The organism is uncultured Sneathiella sp. (genome assembly GCF_963973085.1).
In the GTDB taxonomy this organism is placed as follows: Bacteria; Pseudomonadota; Alphaproteobacteria; order Sneathiellales; family Sneathiellaceae; genus Sneathiella.
Genome location: NZ_CAXAXA010000005.1, coordinates 147,603 through 168,216, shown reverse-complemented (window position 1 = coordinate 168,216; position 20,614 = coordinate 147,603). Strand labels below are relative to the sequence as shown.

Sequence of the window (20,614 nt, the reverse complement as noted above, 5' to 3'; positions counted from 1 at the left end):
TCAATCCGATATAATTGCAATTTTAATATAACCCTATTTTGCGGGATTGGCATGTGACTGGCGTCACGAAACAAATAAATCGTGAATAATTTTATCCAACGCATAAAAAAAGCGGCTTAGTTGCCGCTTTTCATCATGTCACCAATATCTGATGCTGCCGACTACATTTTCCGGTAGAAGATGTGATTGCCGATGCTGGTAGTCTGTTTAAACTTCTTCGACCAGCTCGGTGAGACATAGGTTGCATGGTAGAAAGTCGCTTCGCCGGAAAGATCCCGGAGATTTCCATCCATAACAAGACCGGCAACCATCAAGGCGCGCTGCCATGCCGACTTATCCATCGCCGTATCAGACTTGCCGTCACAGGCGAAGGAGAACTGGCAGGCATTACGGCGCGAGCTGCCCTCGAATACGACTGCACAGTAGGATTTTGCTTTTACCTGTACCCGGTTATGAACGACCTGTGCAACGGCAATCTGTCCGCTGAAGGGCTCTCCGCGGGCCTCGAAATAAACGGCTTGTGCGAGACATTTCAGATCAGGATCATCGGATTTCGAGGCGACGATGGTCGTTGAGCCAGGCATGAAGGTCGCCATTATGAAAAATAGCAGAGACAGAAAGGTCACTGTCAGTATGCTCAAGGTTTTTAGATACATTTGCGCCCCCACTACTCAAGGTTAGACTCACGCTTATATCAGACGACGGATATATTAAGCGGTCGGAAAGGGGCAAAATTATGGCAAAGTCTCTGTATTGCGGGATTCCCGACGGCGAACACGGAGCTGCTTGACCACTTCCAGCTTCTCTTCATTGTTCATCAGGGCCCAGCCGCCAATCTCATTTCGAGTGCGAAAACACCCCAAACAGTATTGGTTCTGCATATCCATGCTGCAAATGCCCGTGCAGGGAGACGGGAGATCGGGAACGTTTTTTATTTTTGGATTCTTGCGGCGCATGTCAGGCTTTCGTTTTTGCTGTTTCCAACGCTTTGATCAACGCATCGAATGGCAGCAATATACAGTTATGTCGGCTTTTATGGGCCGAGACGACATTAAAATACTCGAGCTTTTTCCACTCCGGTGTAACCTGAACCGCTTTCCCGTGCAACATGGACTGCAGGTTATCCCGTATTGCGGATACCTCCGCCGGTTCCTTGCCAATGGCATTTTCGCCAATAAGCGATGCGGCGGCCTGACAGAGAACACAGGAGCGGTTCTGATGTTTCAGGTCGGTAATCCTGCCATCCTCCAGCTTGACCTGCAGGGTGATCCGATCGCCACAGGTCGGGTTATCCAGGGTCTCTGTCGCATCGGGGTTGTCAAGGGTGCCGTCGCCCACGGCATTCGCCGCAAGCCGCAGCAGGTTTTTCTGATACAGTTCGTCAATCACGTATTTTACTCATTTCCGTTGCAGGGTGGCGAGGGCGTCCGGTGTATCAATGTCCGTGAAGATACTGTCCTTCCCGGCCTCGACAGTGAATACCAGTGGCTCGTTCTCCACAATCAGGGATTTCGCACCAATATCGCCGGTTATGGCGAGAATATCGTTCTTGAGGTTGCTGGCAATCAGAACCGGATTTCCCCGCTTACCCTGAAACGTCGGGACGATGATCGCGCGGCCTTCTTCAACATCAAAAGCGTCTATTAAGGAATTGAAAAGATTATGTTTTACCAACGGCATGTCGCCTAAGCAGATAAGCAGGCCATCATATTGGTCAGCAAGGGCGCGAAAGCCGGTTTTCAGGCTGCTGCTCAATCCCTCTTCATAATCCGGGTTATGAAAGTTCTTGATGTTCATTTCATTGAAAAATGCAGAGACCCTTTTATGTTCATGCCCCGTGACGCCATAAACACCATCTGCCTTTGATTTTAAGGCCTGTTCAGCCGTGTGCTGGAGCATTGGCTTACCATTAATGTCCGCGAACAGCTTGTTTTCGGCGCCCATGCGCCGCGATTGCCCTGCCGCGAGGATAAGAACCGCAATTGATTTCCCATTCTTCTGATTAGCCTCTTTCTTTTGGGTTCTGGGTTGCGGGCGACTCGGAATTTCTTTCAGCAGCCCGCCCGCACCCATATCCATGATGTCGGAAGAGATGACGGGAATATCCGCCAGAAGCCGCTCCAGAACCCAGTCAAAGCCGTTCAGCTTGGGGGAGCGGGTACAGCCCGGCAGGCCAATGACCAGCGTCTCGTCAATATGCCCCAACAGCAGCAGGTTTCCGGGGTCCACCGGCATTCCGAAATGATCAATTGTCCCGCCTGCATGTGTGATTGCCATCGGAACAACGTCTTTCCTGTCCGTGATGGCGGAGGCCCCAAATATCAGAATGGCCTCGCATCCTTCCGATTTTAAGTCGGAAATAGTCTTAGATAGCGGCTCCTCATGATGCTCGCACTGGCGCCGAAGATCAATCTGGTTGCCGCATTTCCGAAGCCGGTCCTGAAGAACGTCCTCCGATTTCCTGACAACGCTGTCCTTGGTATTCGGCAACAGGGTTGAAATGACGCCGATCTTTCTTTTCCGAAAGGGGCGGACCGAGAGAATGGGTGCCGCTGCCTGCATTGCCCGCTGTGCCGCGTCTTTTACTTTTTCTTTCGGGACTGCAAAAGGAATAATCTTGACAGTTGCGAGCATTTGCCCGTCATCGACAACTACATGGTTTTTGACAGTGGCAACCGTGATTGTCTCGTCAATGTGATTGATTTCGGTTACGAGCCGCTCATCGACAACCGCAACACCGCGCACGGCGGCAAAAAGATTGGCGCGCCCGGTGAATGGCGGCTTTACGGTGACATTCTCCCCGGCGCAAGGGGCGGCAATCGCGGCGGCAGCGTCATCTTCCGCCATGTCTGTATTTTCAAGCCGCGCCCCAATAACCGTTTCTACTCCATTGTTTTCAATGGATTTAATGTCCGATTGGGCAAGGATATATCCTTTCTTCAGAAGCTTTCCCGGAGCGATCTCGACGGCGTGGGCAAGGATAACGCCTTCTGCTTCACGGATTGGAATACGGTCGAAAATCATCAGGCATCCTTTTGCCGGAGGACGGCAGTCATTTCCGCCATGATGGAAATGGCAATTTCCGCCGGGGATTTTGCGCCAATATCAAGGCCGATGGGGCCATGGATGCGGGCGAAATCCGTTTCAGAAAACCCCGCGCCGAGTAGGCGTTGCTGCCGTTTGGCATGGGTGCGACCACTTCCCAACGCACCGATGTAGAAGGCATCCGATTTCAACGCGCATTGCAGTGCCGGATCATCAAGCTTGGCGTCATGGGTAAGGGTCACGATGGCGGAGCGGCGGTCAATACTCAAGTCTGTAAAGGCCTCGTCCGGCCAGCGGTTATCAAGCGTGACATTCGGAAAACGGAAGTCGGAGCCGAAACTCCGCCGTGGATCAATGACCGTGACATCATAATCCGCCGACGCCGCCATCGGGACAAGCATCTGCGCGATATGGACCGCTCCGACAACAAAAAGCCTGAGCTGAGGGTTGAAGATATTCAGGAAAACGGGGCCGTCGTCACTTTCGAAGGTGGCGGGCTTATCATATCGAAGAGCGTTTCTTGCCGCTTCTTCTATATCTGAATTATCTTCATTATCGAAAGGATAGAGGAGTTTTTGATCTCCAGACTTTAAGTTTGTTGCGAGCACGACCTGGCGTTTTGCCGTACGTGCCTGTTGCAGTTCTTCCAGCAGAGTCGTTTTCATGACGCCACCTCAGTCGAGCTTTTCTACGAAGACATTGATTTTCCCGCCGCAGGCAAGGCCGACTTCCCAGGCCTCATCATTACTGACGCCGAATTCGAGGGTTTTCGGAGTGCCGCTTCCGATAACCTCCAAGGCTTCCTGAATAACAGCGCCTTCAACGCAACCGCCGCTGACGGAGCCAATCATCTGGCCGGTTTCATCAATGGCAAGCTGGCTTCCGGCGGGACGCGGTGCAGAGCCCCATGTGCTGATGACGGTGGCAATGGCAACCTTACGCCCGTCTTTATTCCAGGCGAGAGCCTGACCGAGGATATCGTCGGCGGGCAGAGTGGGTAGGGCATCGATCATGCAGCAAAACTCCTTCTCTCGATTTGGGCGCCCATGGGTTCGGATAGAATATCAGCCAGATCTTTCAGGCTGTTGAGATTATGGATCGTACGAAACTGGTCGACATGAGGCAATATCGCCTTCACGCCCTTGGAGCGGGGTTCAAACCCCTGATAGCGCAATAGCGGATTAAGCCAGATTAGCTGGCGACAGGATTTATGCAGCCGTTCCATCTCGACACCGAGTCCTTCTCCTGCATCCCGGTCCAGCCCGTCGGAAATAAGCAGCACGACAGCGCCTTGTCCGAGAACCCGGCGGGACCAGAATTTGTTAAATTCCCGTATCGTAGCGCCGATCCGCGTGCCGCCGGACCAGTCTTCGACCTTCTCGCTTACCGCATCCAGTGCCGCATCGACATCACGATACTTCATATATCTCGTTATATTGGTGAGGCGGGTGCCAAATACAAATGTGTGGACCCTGTCCCGGTCATTTGTAAGGGCATGCATGAAATGCAGCAGCATCCGGCTGTACTGGGTCATGGATCCGGATATGTCACAGAGAATGACCAGCGGCGGATGGCGGGTGACGCGGGATTTGAAGCGCAAGGGGATACTGGCGCCGCCGCTTCTGAGGCTGGCCCGCAGGGTGCGTCGCATATCGATTGCACCGCCATGAAAATCGGCGCGATGCCGTCGCGTCTTCACGCTCAGGATGGGAAGCTGCATCGAGGCCATGGCCTTTTTCGCCAATTCCATTTCCTCTGCCGTCATGCTCTCGAAATCCTTGGACTGGAGCAGTTCGTTGTCCGAGGCGGTGAGCGTTGCGTTGATTTCTATCTCCTCGCTCTCGCCTTCTTTTTCAGGGTCCGGCGCCGGCGAGGGGGCGAGTGCATCGGAAAGACGTCGGTTGAGTTCGGGTTGATCGTCCCGTTTTGTGCTGTCGAGAAAGGTTGTCGGCAGCATCATGTCCATCATCTTCTTGAGTATTTCCGGATTGCGCCAGAAGACATGAAAGGCCTGATCGAAGATATCCCACTGATCGCGGCGATTGACGAACACGGAGTGCAGCGTCCAGTAAAAATCATCACGCCGGCGAATACCGGCGACTTCCACCGCACGGATTGCCTCGATCACCCGGCCGGGACCGACGGGCAGGCCAGCGCGGCGCAATGTCCGTGCAAAATGCAGGATATTCTCCGTGAAAGTCCCACCTGCCTGTGCCTTGGGTTCGTTCATTTTGTGCCGAGTTCCTTGTTGATCTTCTGGATGATCTCGGCGGCTTCGCTGCCTTGTATCTTCACAATGTCATCCTGGTATTTCAACAGAACGCCCAGCGTATCGTTGATGACATCGGGATCGAGCGAGATGATATCCAACTCCGTCAGGGCGGACGACCAGTCGAGTGTTTCGGCAACGCCGGGCAGTTTGAACAGATTGGGGTCCCGGCGCAGCGCCTGAATGAAGAGGACGATTTGTTCCGATAGCCGCGCATCGACACGAGGCAGCTTCCGGGCAATAATTTCCTTCTCCCGTTCAGCATTGGGGTAATCAACCCAGTGATAGAGACAGCGCCTTTTCAAGGCGTCATGTATCTCGCGCGTCCGGTTCGACGTGATAATGACGATCGGTGGCTCTTTTGCTCTGATCGTGCCAAACTCGGGAATAGTCACCTGAAAATCGGAAAGCACTTCCAGGAGAAACGCCTCGAATGGTTCGTCCGTCCGGTCCAGCTCGTCAATCAACAGCACCGGCGCACCGCTCACGTTGCTTTCCAGCGCTTTAAGAAGGGGCCGCTTGATCAGGAATTTTTCCGAGAATATATCGCTGCTGAGACGGTCCTTGTCCGCCGTTTCCGTCGCCTCGGCCAGCCGTATTTCGATCATCTGGCGGGCATAATCCCATTCATAGACGGCTGAACTGACATCCAGCCCTTCATAGCATTGCAGACGGATCAGCGGGCGCTTGAGCTGGTCTGCGAGAACCTTGGCAATCTCGGTCTTGCCAACACCTGCCTCTCCTTCGAGAAAGAGCGGTCGCCCCATTTTAAGCGCCAGGAAGAGGACAGTCGCAAGGCTTCTGTCGGCGACATAGTCCGCCCCTTGCAGCATTTCCTGAACGGCATCGATGGATTGAGGTTGTGTATCTGGCATTTTCGTCGGCTTTCACCTATGTATTTGGTCCTGACAGCGCCTTAGAGACTGGCCGCCTATTATCAGGAGTTAAGATAAAAAACAGGAAAGGGGAAGCCAAAACTTCCCCTTGTCATTGCGCTATGCCTTGAAATAACGCGCTAGGACGCGGCCTTGATCGCCCGCGCCGCCATCACCGAGATCAGGTTCGCACGATATTCAGCCGAGGCATGAATGTCCGCATTAAGCCCCGAGGCCTCCGTTTTGATACCGGAAACCGCGTCGGCGGAGAAATTTTTCTCCAGCGCCGCTTCCATTCCTGTCTGCCGGAAAACGCAGGGGCCCGCACCGGTTACAGCAACACGAACGCCATTTGGCGACTTGGAGACAAAGACTCCGGTGAGTGCAAAACGGGATGCCGGGTTCGGGAATTTCGCGTAGCCTGCTGTTTCCGGAATCGGGAAGGAGACCTTGGTAATGATTTCCCCGTCTTCCAGTGCGGTTTCAAACAGGTCGACGAAGAAATCCTCAGCCGAAATGCTGCGCTTGTTGGTATGAACGGTCGCACCCAGGCCGACAAGGGCGGCCGGATAATCCGCGGCCGGATCATTATTCGCGATCGATCCCCCGATTGTACCGCGGTTGCGCACCTGAGCATCACCGATATGGCTGGCGAGATAGGCAAGGGCTGGGATGGCCGACTTGACCTCGGTCGAGGCGGCGACATCCGCATGGCGTGTCATCGCACCGATGGTCAATTCCGAACCGTTGGCCGATATACCCTTCAGATCAGAGATTCTACTGAGATCGACCAGCTTTCCAGCTTCGGCAAGCCGAAGTTTCAAGGTCGGAATCAGCGTCTGGCCACCGGCGAGAAACCGATCGTCTTCGCCAATGGCCGAGGCGGCTTCACTTACCCCTGAAGGGCGCTCATAATCGAATGAATACATTTGATTTATTCCTTCTTAATTGCTGTTGATGGCGCGCCATACTTTTTCAGACGTTGCCGGCATATCAATATCCTTGCCAATCGCATTGACGATGGCGTTCATAAGTGCCGCCGGGGCTGCGATGGCCCCAGCCTCCCCGCAGCCCTTGACACCGAGTGGATTACTGGGGCAGGGGGTGTTGGTCGTCGAGACACGGAAGTTTGGAAGATCATCGGCCCGTGGCATACAGTAATCCATATACGATCCGGTGAGCAGCTGACCGCTCTCGTCGTCATAGATTACCCCTTCCAGCAAAGCCTGACCTACGCCTTGCGCGACGCCGCCATGAACCTGACCATCGACAATCATCGGGTTGATGATGTTGCCAAAGTCATCGGACGCAACCCAGTCGACAATTTCCACTTCGCCCGTATTCGGGTCGATCTCGACTTCTGCAATATGGGTACCGGCCGGGAAAGTAAAGTTGAGCGGATCATAGAACGCATTCTCCGCCATCCCCGGTTCCAGATCGGCCGGATAGTTATGCGGCACATAGGCAGCGAAGGCGATCTCACCCATGGTCATCTTCTTGTCCGTTCCGGCAACCGAAAAGACACCATGCTCATGCTCGATATCCTCAACCGAGGCTTCCATGAGATGAGCGGCAATCTTTTTAGATTTCTCGACAATTTTGTCGACGGCCTTGGAAATGGCGGAACCGCCTACGGCCAATGACCTAGAGCCATAAGTTCCCATTCCGAAGGGGACCTTGCTGGTATCGCCATGCACCACCTCGACGCTATCAATGGGAACGCCGAGCTTATCGGCGATGAGCTGTGCGAAGGTTGTTTCATGTCCCTGGCCATGGCTGTGGCTGCCCGTAAAGACGGTCACGCTTCCGGTCGGATTGAAACGAACTTCCGCTGACTCCCAGAGGCCAACCCCGGCCCCGAGAGAGCCTACCGCAGCAGACGGCGCAATGCCGCAGGCCTCGATATAGGCGGCGCAACCGATCCCCCGAAGCTTGCCTTTGGCTTCTGACTCTGCTTTGCGGGCGGCGAAACCGTCATAGTCGATCATCTCTTTTGCACTGTTCATGGAAAGCGGATAATCGCCAGAATCATATGTCATGATGACCGGAGTTTCATAAGGATAGGCATCGGGCTGAATAAAGTTTTTCAGCCTGAACTCCGTCGGATCCATACCAAGATCCCGCGCCGCCGTGTCCATCATCCGTTCCACCACATAGGTAGCCTCCGGCCGGCCGGCGCCGCGATAGGCATCGACGGGGGTGGTATTGGTGAAGCCGGCCTGCACCTCGACATAGATATTCGGGATTTTATATTGCCCGCTCAGCAGGGTGCCATAGAGATAGGTTGGCACGGCACTCGCAAATGTCGAGAGATAGGCACCCATATTTGCCTGGGTCGAGACACGGAATGCCAGAATCTTGCCATCGTTATCTGTGGCGAGTTCTGCATGGGTCACGTGATCGCGGCCATGGGCGTCGGTGAGGAAAGCTTCAGACCGGTCCGCCGTCCATTTTACCGGGCGATTAATCTTTCTTGCGGCCCAGATCGTCGTGGTTTCCTCGGCATAGACAAAGATCTTGCTGCCGAAACCACCGCCGACATCCGGAGCGACGACACGCAGTTTGTTTTCTGGCGCAATCCCAAGGAAGGCGGACATGATCAGCCGCGCCACATGCGGGTTCTGGCTGGTCGTATACAGGGTAAGCTCGCCGCTGCCTGGATCAAACTCGCCAAGCGCGGCACGTGGTTCCATCGGGTTGGGGGAGAGGCGATTGTTCACAAGATCGATTTTCGAGACATGCGCCGCGTTTGAGAACGCAGAGTCGACGGCAGCCTTATCTCCAAGTTCCCAATCATAACAAAGATTTCCAGGCGCTTCTTCATGTATTTGTGGAGCGCCAGGTGCCAGAGCCTTGGCAATATTCGTAACTGGCGTCATCGTCTCGTAATCGACTTCGATCAGTTCCGCTGCATCTTTTGCCTGTTGCAGGGTTTCCGCAATGACAAAGGCCACCTGATCGCCGACATGGCGCACGGCATCGACGGCCATGCTGTTGTGAGGCGGCGCATTATGGGGTGATCCGTCCTTGCTGGTAATCCCCCAGCCGCAGATCAATCCGCCGATCCCGTCGGCGGCCATATCCGCACCGGTAAAGATATCGACAACGCCCGGAGCGGCCTTGGCGGCGGTGAGGTCAATATTGTTGATTTTTGCAAAGGCATGCGGGGAGCGCAGGAAATATCCATAGGCTTGCCCCACTTTATTCATATCATCGAGATAACGACCGTTCCCCGTGATAAACCGCTGGTCTTCTTTACGCCTGACTGAGGCGCCGATTCCATTTTCGACAGACATTGATCACCCTCCCATATTCTCCGAAGCTGCTTTGACTGATTTGACAATGTTATGATAGCCCGTGCATCGGCAGATATTTCCTTCAAGCTCGGTCCTGATTGTCTCTTCGGAAGGATTCGGGTTGCGCTTGACCAGGTCAACCGCACTCATGATCATGCCCGGCGTGCAGAAGCCGCACTGCAGGCCATGATGTTCCCGGAAGGCGGCCTGCATCGGGTGAAGCTCACCATCTTTTGCCAGACCTTCTATGGTTGTGATATCCGCGCCATCAGCCTGAACGGCCAGCATGGTGCAGGACTTAACGCTGTCGCCATCCACATGCACCGTACAGGCGCCACACTGGCTGGTGTCACAGCCGACATGGGTGCCGGTTAGTCGGAGATTATCGCGGATAAACTGAACGAGAAGGGTGTTGGGTGCAACGTCGGCACTCACCTGCTTCCCATTAACTGTCATGGTAACCGATGTCATATAGTATTCCTCCCTTGGTCAAACGTCATTTTTAAGTACTGACGATTTGTTAGACTTCTTGGTCACTTTTATTATCTATTGCTGCCGGACATCCACTTTATCTAGCGCGGCGTCCGGACCAGTAAAGCATTTACAGGAACTATCCTTAGCCGCCCGCCAGATAGAACAGAATGATTGCCGCAATAATACCGAGCGGTATAAGAATGCCGGGTCTCATCCAGTCTGGCGAAGAGCCTTTCTCGGCAGCTGGCGGATTGTCGGATTTCGGGGTCGATGATTCCGGCACCGATTCAATTGATGCGGACTCTGCCGCTGCCTCAATTGGCGTATCTTCTGGTCGCGCGTTTGTGTTGGCTTCACCGCCGCTCACCAGTTCATTGAAGTTTGCAAAGAATTCACCGGCGAGTTTTTTAGCCGTTCCGTCGATCAGGCGGGAGCCGATTTGTGCCATCTTTCCACCTACCGATGCATTTACGTCATAGGAGAGAAGGGTTCCATCGTCCGCATCCGTCAGGGAAATATCCGCGCTCCCTTTGCCGAAACCCGCGGCGCCGCCTTTACCTTCGCCGGTAATTGTATAGCCATTGGGAGCGTCAATATTGCTTAAGGTAACGTTGCCTTTGAAGTTCGCGGATACCGGTCCAACCTTAACCTTCACTGTCGCGGTAAATTCCGTATCGCTAACTTTCTCGACAGTCTGGCATCCGGGAATGGATTGCCGCAGAATTTCCGGATCGTTTAACGCATCCCAGACCTTTGTCCGTGGCGCGTAGATCAATTCCTCACCGTTCATCTGCATGATGTGTCTCCCGTGGTTGGGGCGTCCCGCTTCAGATTAGCCTACTCCAAGAAAGCGGGGAAGGGCAAGTGTGTTCTATGGACTATAGCTTGGAAACCGGGCGGTCGACCAGATGCGGCGCAACGTTGAAAAAATTAATGCCAACCAGTAACTTGTCTGCTGTCGTCCCGTTCGAGGTCATGGGCAGTATCGCCCTCTCATAGGGACGCAATGTTCCGTTAATGAGTCGACTTGCATTAACCCGGAAAACCGGCACCTGATTGGCAACGGCGTGTTCGTAATCAGAGAGAACATCCACAATATCCTCTTCCCTCACGATGTCTTCAAGATAGCAACCGGCAATCGATTTCTGGTACACCGGATTCACGGCAGAGCCTGCCAGGCGGATGTAATACCGTGGTTTCGTCTCGAGCACATCCATGAGGACAATATGTCGAAGGCATTGGGGCACGTCGACGGGATTGAAGTGCTGGCGGTGCGGGATAACCGGTGCTGGCTCTAGACTTTGCCAATATCGGACAAGTTCAACAAGCGCGGGACTCGAGATATCGGCCAGGGACAATGTGCTGTTCTCTCTTCGCAAGTTAATCTACTCCTGTTCGAAACAGAGTGCTTATAAAATAATTCGAGGGATTTTACAAACAGAACAAACTCTTAAAAGTAGTATGAGCGCTGATTTCCGGAATTCGTCATTTTATGTTGTATTTTTAACAACATGGATCGTCCGGCGTTAAGCCCGGGTTAACCATTCGTCTTTAGTTTGAAGGCCTTGATCACTTTATGAGAATCCCTGATGCGCCCTGTCACCCGTTCCACATTTGATATTATCCATTGGTTGAAAACCCGGACTTGGGCTTCCGGTCAGGTGTCAGAAACGCCTTTCCTGATGAAACTGCTGTATTTGTCACAAGCCATTTATGCGGCATCCCATAAGCAACGGAAGCTGATGCCCTCGACATTTCTGGCGACGGTATCGGGACCGATCGAGCCGGATATATTCCTGGCGCTGGAAAATAATTTCATGATCCGCGAACCACTCTCTCCGAGTACGGAAGTGGAAAAGTTTCTGCGTTCATTTTATGAAAATTTCAAGGACAAGGGAATGATTGAGCTGGATCTGATCCTGTCACAGGATACAGCGATCCGGTCGGCGCTGGCCCGGGGGCGTAACGGGGAAATAATGCTCGCAGATATGGCGTCCGCTTATCGGAAAGGCGTGCCGAGGCTACGGGAATCAGATGGCACATCCGAGCCGGTTCAGCCTTACGATGAAAATGGTCGTTCCGACCTTGATGCGGCGCCGAATTCAGCGCAGGAAGTTCGCTTTACGGCAGACGGTCGCTCGGTCACCAGATGGATGCCGAAAAGGCGGATCGTCAGCCGGGAACGACCGATACTGAATTAACCGCCTTTGCCGATATCGCCGTTACGGCGTAAATTGATACAGAAAAACCAGAACAACGCCCAATAGCGCAACGATAATCACCACGGCCGTGCTTGAGGCCGTGGTTCGCGCCATGACCTTCCCGCTGCTGTGTGTTTCGTTTACGATACCAATAAAATAACGAAGGACGTGATTTGCAATGCCAAGTGACCAGTCCCAGACGATCAGTATCAGACGGCCAATCGCCAGAATCAGACGTTTCAACGGAACCCGGTAGAACCAGTCGAAATCGAGGTTCGTTGATCTGAGCTCCGACGGATAAACCTTGAAACGTATCAGCAGCATGAAGGCAAGAACGGCGAAAAGCAAAAGCTGCAGAGCCGAAACAATATGCCCGAACGAGTATGGGTTATAGGTCGGCGCATAAGGCAGCAGCTCAAACAGCAGGCCCGGGAAAACACCGATCCCGATGCAGAAGAAGGCAGCGATACCCATGGCGATCAGCATATTCACGGGTGCTTCCTGCACCCGGATGCCCCGGTCCTTGGAAAAGAAGGTGAAGAACGGCACTTTAAGGCCCGAATGATCCATTATCCCAGCGCAGGCGAATAACATAACCGGCCAGATAATATTCAGTCCCCCGTTCAGGGCCGCCGACTGGATCATGGCTTTGGAGACAAACCCGCCTGTCAGCGGGAAGGCCGCGATTGAAACGGCGCCGATGAGGCAGAAGACGGTCGTGACCGGCATGGATTTATAAAGACCGCCCAACTCGGTCACTTTGACGGTCCCGGTCCGGAACAACACGGCTCCCATGCACATGAACAAAAGGCTCTTGTACATGATATGAACGAAGACATGCGCCGCCGTGCCATTAAGGGCCAGCTCCGTGCCGATGCCGACACCAATGACCATATAGCCAAGCTGGCTGTTGAGGGAATAGGCGAGGACCCGCCGCAAGTCATTTTCCAGCACGACATAGATGATTGGCAAAACGATCATCGCGCCGCCAATCGGAATCAGGATGTCGGTTCCGGGAAAGGCCCGCGCTAGCGCATAGATGGCCAGCTTGGTTGTGAACGCAGACAGGATCACGGTGCCGGTGACCGTCGCTTCCGGATAGGCGTCCTGCACCCAGTTATGAAGCAGCGGAAAGGCGCTCTTGATCCCGAAGGCCACCAGAATCAGGCCGCCTGCGAGGCTCGTAAGGCCGATATAGTCAAAGGCAATGGAGCCGGTATCCTGATAGTAGAGAACAATTCCGCCCAGCAACAATACACCGGAGGTAACCTGAATAATCAGATAGCGCATGCCCGCTCGGTAAGCCCTCTCGGTTCGGCTCGCCCAGATCAGGAAGACGGAGGAAATTGCCGTCAGTTCCCAGAAGGCGAACAGCGTGATCATATCCCCTGCGAAGACGGCCCCAATGGCAGAACCGATATAGATCAGGGCGACGAAAGGCTGGATTGTGTCTTTCACATGGGCGGCATAAACCATCCCCATAAAAGCGGCGATACAAAAAATAGTCCCGAAAATTCGCGACAAGGGATCAATACGCGTAATCTCAAGGGATAGCCCCAGAAATTCATAATGACCCCAAGTTCCCAACCCTAGAGAATAAATCTGTATGATGGCAAGGACAGGCAAGGCCAGAACAAGGAGAGAGCGGATAAAACCGCTGGTGAACGGTACGAGAACCGCCCCAACTATCAGGATTAATCCGGGATTGAGGCCTTCAATCATAATAATCCTCATCCCGCATCAGAAATCTGCGGAGCTTTTTGGCAAGGAGGATCATCATCACATAACCAATCACGCCAAAAAATGTGTAGAACACGAAGAAATCTGCCAGTTCGAACCGGCCTTGCTTAAACAGGAGGATATCGAGCAGGGTCAGGACTTTGGGCAAGGCAACCAGCACACAGAGACCAATTACACCGTAAAATATCTTGTTGATATTTCCCGGCTCCTCCAGCCAGTATTTTTTTTCGTCATCCGGGTTTGACATAATATCCAGTCCCTATGGCGTCAAAATCGGTTCGATCAGTGTCATGATCGGATCCGCAAGGAAGAAAAGTATCACGCAGGCGATGGCGGTCAAGACAGGCGGCAGCACGCAAAAGAACGGCGCTTCCTGTATGTTCCGCCATGAGAAATCGGATTTTTCGTATCCGACGGGTGTCTGAGGATCGCTTTGGCCGAGCGGTGGATAGAAAAAGCCCCGCGCGACGATCGGCAGCAGATAGGCGATATTGAGGAGCGAGCTGACCAGCAGTACGATCATAAGATATATCTCGTCCGCTTCTGCCGCGCCGAGCATCAGATAGAACTTGCTCCAGCTACCGCCAAGGGGCGGCAGTCCGATGATGCTAAGCGAACCGATCAGGAAGGCGATAAAGGTAATCGGCATCTGCCGGCCGAGCCCACGCATATCGCTGATTTCCGTTTTATGCACAGCGGTATAGATCGCACCGGCGCAGAAGAAGAGGGTGATCTTGCCAAACGCATGCATGACAATCTGAAGCGCGCCACCCGCCACCGCCATGGAGGTCGCCATGGAGGCGCCGAGTACTACATAGGCAAGCTGACTGATTGTCGAATAGGCGAGCCGGGCTTTAAGGTTATCCTTGGTGAGTGCGACCACCGAGGCCGCGATAAGCGTATAGGCGGCGACCCATGTAAGCCACTCCGCCGCACCGGTTTGGCTCAGAAAATCAATCCCGAAGATATAGATGACGACTTTGAGCACCGCGAAGACGCCCGCCTTCACGACCGCCACAGCATGAAGGAGCGCGCTGACCGGCGTCGGCGCAACCATCGCGGCCGGAAGCCAGCGGTGGATCGGCATCAGCGCCGCCTTGCCGATACCATACATAAAGAGGAATAGCAGGACACCTGTGACCCCGGCGCTGGCATGGCCGTCAAGAATACCGCCCTTCACGAAATCCACCGTGCCGGTGAGTGTCCATGTCCAGATAATCGCGGGCAGGAAAAGCCCGATTGAGGTGCCGATCAGAATGCCGAGATAGATACGGCCGCCTTTCAGTGCTTCAGCATTTTGCTTATGGGTGACCAGCGGATAGGTCGACAGCGTCAGGACTTCGTAAAAAACGAATAACGTGAGGAGGTTACCAGAAAATGCAACGCCCATAGTTGCGGCAATGGCGATGGCGAAACAGACGTAGAAACCGGTCTGGCGGGGTTCGTTATTGCCGCGCATATAACCGATCGAATAGATCGAATTGATGATCCAGAGGGAAGACGCGACAGCCGCGAACGTCATCCCGAGCGGCTCGACCTTGAGGGTCAGGCCGATCTCCGGCAGTAACTGGACCAGAACCACGACCGGTTCCACACCATTCATGACGCCGGGCAGTATGCTGAAAACGTTGAGGCAGAGCAGAACCGAGGTGACCAGCGTGACGGTTTCACGGATATTGGGCGCGGAAGCGGCGATCGCAATCCCGATCGCGCCGAGAAGCGGAATGATGAGAGCCAGAATAACGTGGGTTTCAAGGGTGAACATGATCTTATGCGCCCCCCATCAGGAAACTCGAAACGGCCTTGGCAAAGCCGACGTTGAAACTGGTTTCGATACCGAAGTAGAAGCTTCCGAGGATGAAAATCCATGTCGGGATGATCAGGGAGAGCGGCGCCTCCTTCGTTTCGGTACCCTCCGGCGGCGGGCGGAAATACGCGACTTCCACCACACGCCAGATATAGATCACCGCCAGCAGGCTCGACACCATCAGCGCGGCAACAAGGGCATATCCGAAATATGAGCCTTTTTCGAGAACAGCTACGACCAGATACCATTTACTGATAAAGCCGGGTGTGAGCGGGACGCCGATCAACCCAAGGCCGCCCAGTGCAAAGCCGAATGTCGTCACCGGCATGCGCCTGCCAATCCCATGCAAATCCTTGAGGTAAGTCGAACCGATGACATAAAACATGCATCCGACTGAGAGGAAGAGGCCCGTCTTGACAATCGCATGGTTGAAAATATGCACGACTGAGGCTGTCAGGCCCGACTCACTCGCCAATGCGATACCGAGAACCATGTACCCGAGCTGGGCCACACTCGAATAGGCCAGCAAGCGCTTGAGATTCGTCTGGTAAATTGCGACCGCTGACATCGAGAGGAATGCCAGTATTGCAAGCGGCATCAGGATGTCCGTCAGTCCCAGCCCGGCAAAGCTGTAGTCGGGGCCGAAGACGGTAAAAATGAAGCGGATCAGGAGATAAACCGACACCTTCGTTGCCGTGCCTGCAAAGAAGGCCGTCACAATATTGGGCGCATAGGTATAGCTGTTGGGTAGCCACACATGCAGAGGGAAAAGCGCAAGCTTGATGCCAATCCCGATAACGATAAATCCGACAGCGGCGAGAATGGGCCGCGTTCCCTCAATCTCGGGAAAGCGCGTCGCGATATCCGCAATATTCAGGGTTCCGGTCATCATATAGATGAGGCCGACGCCAATCAGGTAGAATGTCGCGCCAACGGTGCCGAGGATCAGATACTGGAAAGCGGCGGTCAGCGCCCGCCGGTCTGTTCTCTCTCCCATCGCGATGAGCGCATAGGAGGACAGGGACATAATTTCCAGAAAGACGAAGATATTAAAGGCATCGCCGGTGATGCAAATACCGAGCATGCCGGTAAGCGAGAGCAGGTAGGCGGCAAAGAACAGGCCAAGCTGATGGGCGGGCACTTCCTTTGTAATGCTCTCACGCGCAAAGAGCAGGACACCTGTACTGATTCCACTGATCAGAACAAGCATGAAGCCGCTAAGCGGATCAACGACGTACTCAATCCCCCATGGCGGCGCCCATCCGCCCAGTTCATAGGAAATGGGACCGGATGTGGTAACGGAAAACAGTAATGACAGGCTGACATAGAAGCTGAATGCGCTGATGATCGTTGTCAGGGCCCAGGGCAGCGTATTGCCGCGAAAAAGCGCGCAGAAGGGTGCGGCCATCAACGGCGCGAGGGCGACCAGAATTGGAAACTGGGAACTCAGCGATATCATTTTAGGCTCCATCCTCCATGTCGAGGATGTCGTCTTCTTCGATTGTGCCAAATGATTCCTTGATACGGACTACCAGCGAAAGGCCGAGAGCCGTGGTCGCGATACCAACAACGATGGCGGTCAGGATCAATACATGGGGCAGCGGATTTGAATAGATAGGCTCCGCCGTATCAAGGGGGCCGCTGACAACAATTGGCGCGGTGCCGCCGGTTATCTTGCCCATGCTGATATAAAAGAGAAACACGGAAATCTGGAAGAGGGACAGGCCAATCATCTTTTTAACGAGATTACTACGGCTCATTACCGTATAGAGGCCGATCATCAACAGAATGATAAAAACCCAGTAGTTGAAGAAACCAAAGGACATCAGTCTTCTCCCTGCTGCGCGGCTTCTTCAATCAGGTCCGCACGACCGACGAAAGCGTAGAAAATGGCCAGCATGGCCGCCGTTACAGTGATGCCGACACCAAGCTCTACCAGCAGGATGCCGATATGCTGACCGGCGACCGGATCGGAGGAAAGCACATTATAATCAAGGAAATTGCCGCCGAGCAGCATACTCACAATTCCGACACCGCCATAGAGAACCACACCTGCGGAAATCAGGAATAGAATGGCTTTTTCATTGATGACCGCCCGCGCCAGATCCAGGCTAAAGACAAGGGCGTAAAGTATGATTGCTGCCGCGAAGATTACACCCGCCTGAAAACCGCCACCGGGTCCAAAGTCACCATGAAACTGCACATATAAAGCAAAAACAAAGATGAAAGGAATCAATAGTTTGGCGATGACGTGGGGCACCAGGTCATGGTTGCTGCCAAGTCCGCTCAGGCTACTACCCTTGCCATCGCGGTTTCTGTCCAGAGGGATGTCCTTTGCGTCTTTTTCAGCATCGATGCGTTTGCGGCGGCGCTGGCGCAGGATTAAGAGAACGCCGATCCCGGCTGTAAAAATCACGGTGACTTCGCCAAATGTATCATAACCGCGATAGCTTGCGAGAACGGAGGTCACCATATTCGGGATGCCGATTTCCGTCGGGCTTTCCTGAACATAGCGGGGAGCGACGTGTGTCTGCACCGGGTTTTCCGGATGGCCAAACTCGGGCATTTCATAAGTCGCGTAATACAGTACGGCACCGACCACAACACAGATGACGAGGGGGCCCAAAGCGAGTTTCGGGCGTTCCTTCTCCTGCGATCCGACAAGGGCGAGGGTGCCGATATAGAGAACGGTGCTGATTCCGGCGCCGACGGCCGCTTCGGTAAAGGCGACATCCACGGCATCAAGACTGATAAAAATCAGCGCCATCGTAAAGCTTACGATCCCGAGCAGCATCGTCGCGACAAAGAGGTTGCGCACCATCAGGACCGTCATTGTTCCTGCAATCAGCAACAGCATCAGGAAAATATCTACAAAGGCAGCGATGGTCTTGTCCCCCTCTCGGACTTCTGTGATTGATTATGTTTCGTCATCTGTCTTCTCCTTTGGACCGAAGCCATCCAGTTTCGGCTTCAAACCCGCGACAAAACTGGCCTGCGCAAGCGCGTAGGATGAAGTCGGGCTTGTGAAGAAGACAAAAACGATGATCAGCAGGAGCTTGACAGTAATCAATGAAAACCCGCTTTGCAGGGCGAGGCCGATGAATATCAAAAATGTCGCAAGCGTATCGGCCATGCCACCGGCATGAATGCGGGTATAGAGATCCGGCAGGCGCAGCAGGCCATATCCGGTGATCAGGAGCAGGACACTCCCCGCCAGAATTAAAATCCATGTGGCGATATCGAGGGCCAGTTCCATTATGTGTTATCCCTCGGTTTAGAGAGGGTGCCGCGCAAGGTGCCAAACTTGAAATATTTCAGCACGGCCAATGTGCCGATGAAATTGACCAGGGCGTAAACCAGAGCAAGGTCAAGGAAATCAGGCCGCCCTCCCAGAAACCCCATAACGCCAATTAGCAGGACTGTTTTGGTCCCGATAGCATTGACGGAAAGGATGCGGTCGTATGAGGTCGGGCCAATAATCGCGCGGGTAAGCGCAAGGGCAATGCTGACAAGGATGGCAATTGCAGCAATGGCGTAAATCGTCATGCTTCCTCCATTACCGTGGTGACCCGGCGGTCCATGTCTCCGCTTTTGATCCCGGCTGCGGAAACCTCCGTCATGGAATGAACCATGACCTGGTCGCCATCGAGATCCACCGTCACCGTGCCCGGTGTCAGCGTGATTGAGTTTGCATAAATCACCCGGCCGAGGTCAGATTTCTGGCTGGCGGTTACGGTGAATATGCTGGGCCGTAAATATTTGCGCGGGAAGAGGACGCATTTCGCCACATCAACATTTGCCTTGAAAATCTCGATGAACAGCCATCCCCAATAGGTGATGATGCGGGGCCCCAGATGGAGAGGATGCCCTTCGTGATCCACGACATCCATGCGATAGGCGATAAGAGCGGACAAAAGGCAAGAGGCGACGCCAAATCCGATGATAAGCGGTGTATATATCCCCGACAGCAATAGCCAGACCGCCATTAGCACGAGAAACAAACTGAGGGTTTTTAACAAAGTCCTGCAATCCCTGTCGTCGGCATCTGTTAAAATTAAAGGGAACAAAATTTGCGGCTGATCCCTGACTCTTTCTCCGTATATGCCATGGGTTTTTCCCTGCTGCAAGCATCAACCATGCGATAAACTGCTGCGGCCGATTTATCATGATGCCAAATACTTCTTTTGCCATACCATGTTACCCGTAACCTGCATCAAATACTCAACCAATTCGAATATTGAAAGTTTCCTTAAAAATGTGTTAAACTCTTCCTCTGGCGAGACGATACAGGACGTCCGCCAAGTTCGGGAGTAATATATGACAGCCAAAATTGAACAATTACGGAGTAAGCAGGAAGAGACAAAATCGATCGAGTCCCCGGAAGCAACCTTTGAAATGACAGGCCGTGTTAAATGGTTCAACACGGTCAAGGGTTTTGGTTTTTTGACGCCAAATAACGAACCGGGCGATATTTTTCTCCATCTTTCTTGTCTGCGCGAGGCCGGTCATGAGTATGTGGCGGAAGGTGTAAGCGTAACCTGTATTGTCGTGCGTCGCTCGAAAGGGCTTCAGGCAATCAAGGTTCTCGATATTGACACGTCGACGGCAGTTCCTTTCGAGCCGCGAGTGCCGGAAAAGAACAACGTCACCAACCATCCTGCGGTGCAGCCGCAGGGCGATTTTGTCGAAGTTGAAGTAAAATGGTTCGATCCGGTTAAGGGGTATGGCTTCCTGACCCGTGGGGACGGCACGCAGGATATTTTTGTCCATATGGAGACTTTGCGCCGTGAAGGGGCGTTGCCCGTTCAGGCTGGCCAGAGGATGAATGTGCGGATCGGCGATAGCGAAAAGGGACCGCAAGTCGCAGAAATTCAGCGTCCGGAATAATTTCTATTCCGGACGAGAAT

At 53.6% G+C, this 20,614-nt stretch carries 24 protein-coding genes; 2 read left to right on the top strand and 22 right to left on the bottom strand.

Translation table 11 applies throughout. The features are described from left to right. Positions 1–161: 161 nt before the first annotated feature. The 13 genes from AACZ19_RS13790 to AACZ19_RS13730 all read right to left on the bottom strand — a co-directional run bounded on the left by AACZ19_RS13790 (position 162) and on the right by AACZ19_RS13730 (position 11,338). Complete coding sequence (locus AACZ19_RS13790; protein ID WP_339634931.1) at positions 162–584, bottom strand: cell wall hydrolase; 423 nt, start codon at positions 582–584, stop codon at positions 162–164. Positions 585–734: 150 nt separating this feature from the next. After that, on the bottom strand, positions 735–956 hold the full coding sequence (locus AACZ19_RS13785) for a DUF1289 domain-containing protein (protein WP_339634929.1): 222 nt from the start codon (positions 954–956) through the stop codon (positions 735–737). A 1-nt stretch (position 957) separates the two neighbouring features. Continuing rightward, positions 958–1,389, bottom strand: coding sequence for an iron-sulfur cluster assembly scaffold protein (locus tag AACZ19_RS13780; RefSeq protein WP_339634927.1), 432 nt, complete (start codon positions 1,387–1,389; stop codon positions 958–960). A 9-nt stretch (positions 1,390–1,398) separates the two neighbouring features. Continuing rightward, positions 1,399–3,024: a molybdopterin-binding/glycosyltransferase family 2 protein gene (locus AACZ19_RS13775; protein ID WP_339634925.1), complete on the bottom strand. Its 1,626-nt coding sequence runs from the start codon at positions 3,022–3,024 to the stop codon at positions 1,399–1,401. Next, positions 3,024–3,710: an XdhC family protein gene (locus AACZ19_RS13770; protein WP_339634923.1), complete on the bottom strand. Its 687-nt coding sequence runs from the start codon at positions 3,708–3,710 to the stop codon at positions 3,024–3,026. Before AACZ19_RS13770 ends, AACZ19_RS13775 begins: the two co-directional genes overlap by 1 nt. Before the next feature lie 9 nt (positions 3,711–3,719). Beyond that, complete coding sequence (locus AACZ19_RS13765) at positions 3,720–4,058, bottom strand: XdhC family protein (RefSeq protein WP_339634921.1); 339 nt, start codon at positions 4,056–4,058, stop codon at positions 3,720–3,722. Then, the gene (locus AACZ19_RS13760; protein WP_339634919.1) at positions 4,055–5,275 is read right to left on the bottom strand and encodes a VWA domain-containing protein; all 1,221 of its coding nucleotides are present in this window, start codon (positions 5,273–5,275) and stop codon (positions 4,055–4,057) included. The genes AACZ19_RS13765 and AACZ19_RS13760 overlap by 4 nt, the downstream gene beginning before the upstream one ends. Then, a complete protein-coding gene (locus tag AACZ19_RS13755) occupies positions 5,272–6,189 on the bottom strand; it encodes a MoxR family ATPase (protein WP_339634918.1) in 918 nt (305 codons plus the stop codon). The genes AACZ19_RS13760 and AACZ19_RS13755 overlap by 4 nt, the downstream gene beginning before the upstream one ends. A 140-nt stretch (positions 6,190–6,329) precedes the next feature. Further along, on the bottom strand, positions 6,330–7,118 hold the full coding sequence (locus AACZ19_RS13750) for a xanthine dehydrogenase family protein subunit M (RefSeq protein ID WP_339634916.1): 789 nt from the start codon (positions 7,116–7,118) through the stop codon (positions 6,330–6,332). A gap of 15 nt (positions 7,119–7,133) precedes the next feature. After that, positions 7,134–9,485, bottom strand: a complete 2,352-nt coding sequence (locus tag AACZ19_RS13745; protein WP_339634914.1) for a xanthine dehydrogenase family protein molybdopterin-binding subunit — start codon at positions 9,483–9,485, stop codon at positions 7,134–7,136. 3 nt (positions 9,486–9,488) lie between these two features. Then, complete coding sequence (locus AACZ19_RS13740; RefSeq protein ID WP_339634912.1) at positions 9,489–9,956, bottom strand: (2Fe-2S)-binding protein; 468 nt, start codon at positions 9,954–9,956, stop codon at positions 9,489–9,491. Between the two features lie 145 nt (positions 9,957–10,101). Next, positions 10,102–10,755: a carbon monoxide dehydrogenase subunit G gene (locus AACZ19_RS13735; RefSeq protein ID WP_339634910.1), complete on the bottom strand. Its 654-nt coding sequence runs from the start codon at positions 10,753–10,755 to the stop codon at positions 10,102–10,104. Positions 10,756–10,837: 82 nt separating this feature from the next. After that, complete coding sequence (locus AACZ19_RS13730) at positions 10,838–11,338, bottom strand: PAS domain-containing protein (protein ID WP_339634908.1); 501 nt, start codon at positions 11,336–11,338, stop codon at positions 10,838–10,840. Positions 11,339–11,548: 210 nt separating this feature from the next. On the opposite strand from AACZ19_RS13730, the gene AACZ19_RS13725 reads away from it, so the two are divergent. Continuing rightward, a complete protein-coding gene (locus AACZ19_RS13725; RefSeq protein ID WP_339634906.1) occupies positions 11,549–12,160 on the top strand; it encodes a hypothetical protein in 612 nt (203 codons plus the stop codon). Positions 12,161–12,181: 21 nt separating this feature from the next. On the opposite strand, the gene AACZ19_RS13720 is transcribed toward AACZ19_RS13725, so the two are convergent. From AACZ19_RS13720 to AACZ19_RS13680, 9 genes are read right to left on the bottom strand one after another with little or no spacing between them, the layout of a single operon-like run. After that, on the bottom strand, positions 12,182–13,882 hold the full coding sequence (locus AACZ19_RS13720; RefSeq protein ID WP_339634904.1) for a Na(+)/H(+) antiporter subunit D: 1,701 nt from the start codon (positions 13,880–13,882) through the stop codon (positions 12,182–12,184). Beyond that, positions 13,875–14,147 (bottom strand): hypothetical protein, encoded by a 273-nt coding sequence (locus AACZ19_RS13715; RefSeq protein ID WP_339634903.1) that lies wholly within the window; start codon positions 14,145–14,147, stop codon positions 13,875–13,877. Before AACZ19_RS13715 ends, AACZ19_RS13720 begins: the two co-directional genes overlap by 8 nt. A gap of 12 nt (positions 14,148–14,159) precedes the next feature. After that, positions 14,160–15,665 (bottom strand): monovalent cation/H+ antiporter subunit D family protein, encoded by a 1,506-nt coding sequence (locus tag AACZ19_RS13710; RefSeq protein WP_339634902.1) that lies wholly within the window; start codon positions 15,663–15,665, stop codon positions 14,160–14,162. Positions 15,666–15,669: 4 nt separating this feature from the next. Continuing rightward, entirely contained in the window at positions 15,670–17,166 is a 1,497-nt protein-coding gene (locus AACZ19_RS13705; RefSeq protein WP_339634900.1) for a monovalent cation/H+ antiporter subunit D family protein, read from the bottom strand. A gap of 1 nt (position 17,167) precedes the next feature. Continuing rightward, the gene (locus AACZ19_RS13700; protein ID WP_339634898.1) at positions 17,168–17,533 is read right to left on the bottom strand and encodes a cation:proton antiporter subunit C; all 366 of its coding nucleotides are present in this window, start codon (positions 17,531–17,533) and stop codon (positions 17,168–17,170) included. After that, the gene (locus AACZ19_RS13695) at positions 17,533–18,573 is read right to left on the bottom strand and encodes a DUF4040 domain-containing protein (RefSeq protein ID WP_339635112.1); all 1,041 of its coding nucleotides are present in this window, start codon (positions 18,571–18,573) and stop codon (positions 17,533–17,535) included. The genes AACZ19_RS13700 and AACZ19_RS13695 overlap by 1 nt, the downstream gene beginning before the upstream one ends. Positions 18,574–18,624: 51 nt before the next feature. Then, the gene (gene mnhG, locus AACZ19_RS13690) at positions 18,625–18,963 is read right to left on the bottom strand and encodes a monovalent cation/H(+) antiporter subunit G (protein WP_339634896.1); all 339 of its coding nucleotides are present in this window, start codon (positions 18,961–18,963) and stop codon (positions 18,625–18,627) included. After that, on the bottom strand, positions 18,963–19,253 hold the full coding sequence (locus tag AACZ19_RS13685; RefSeq protein ID WP_339634894.1) for a monovalent cation/H+ antiporter complex subunit F: 291 nt from the start codon (positions 19,251–19,253) through the stop codon (positions 18,963–18,965). The genes mnhG and AACZ19_RS13685 overlap by 1 nt, the downstream gene beginning before the upstream one ends. Beyond that, a complete protein-coding gene (locus tag AACZ19_RS13680) occupies positions 19,250–19,726 on the bottom strand; it encodes a Na+/H+ antiporter subunit E (RefSeq protein ID WP_339634892.1) in 477 nt (158 codons plus the stop codon). Before AACZ19_RS13680 ends, AACZ19_RS13685 begins: the two co-directional genes overlap by 4 nt. Positions 19,727–20,024: 298 nt before the next feature. On the opposite strand from AACZ19_RS13680, the gene AACZ19_RS13675 reads away from it, so the two are divergent. Continuing rightward, positions 20,025–20,594 carry a cold-shock protein gene (locus AACZ19_RS13675; RefSeq protein ID WP_339634890.1) on the top strand — a complete coding sequence of 190 codons (570 nt, stop codon included), beginning with the start codon at positions 20,025–20,027 and terminating at the stop codon, positions 20,592–20,594. The last annotated feature ends 20 nt before the right edge of the window (positions 20,595–20,614 follow it).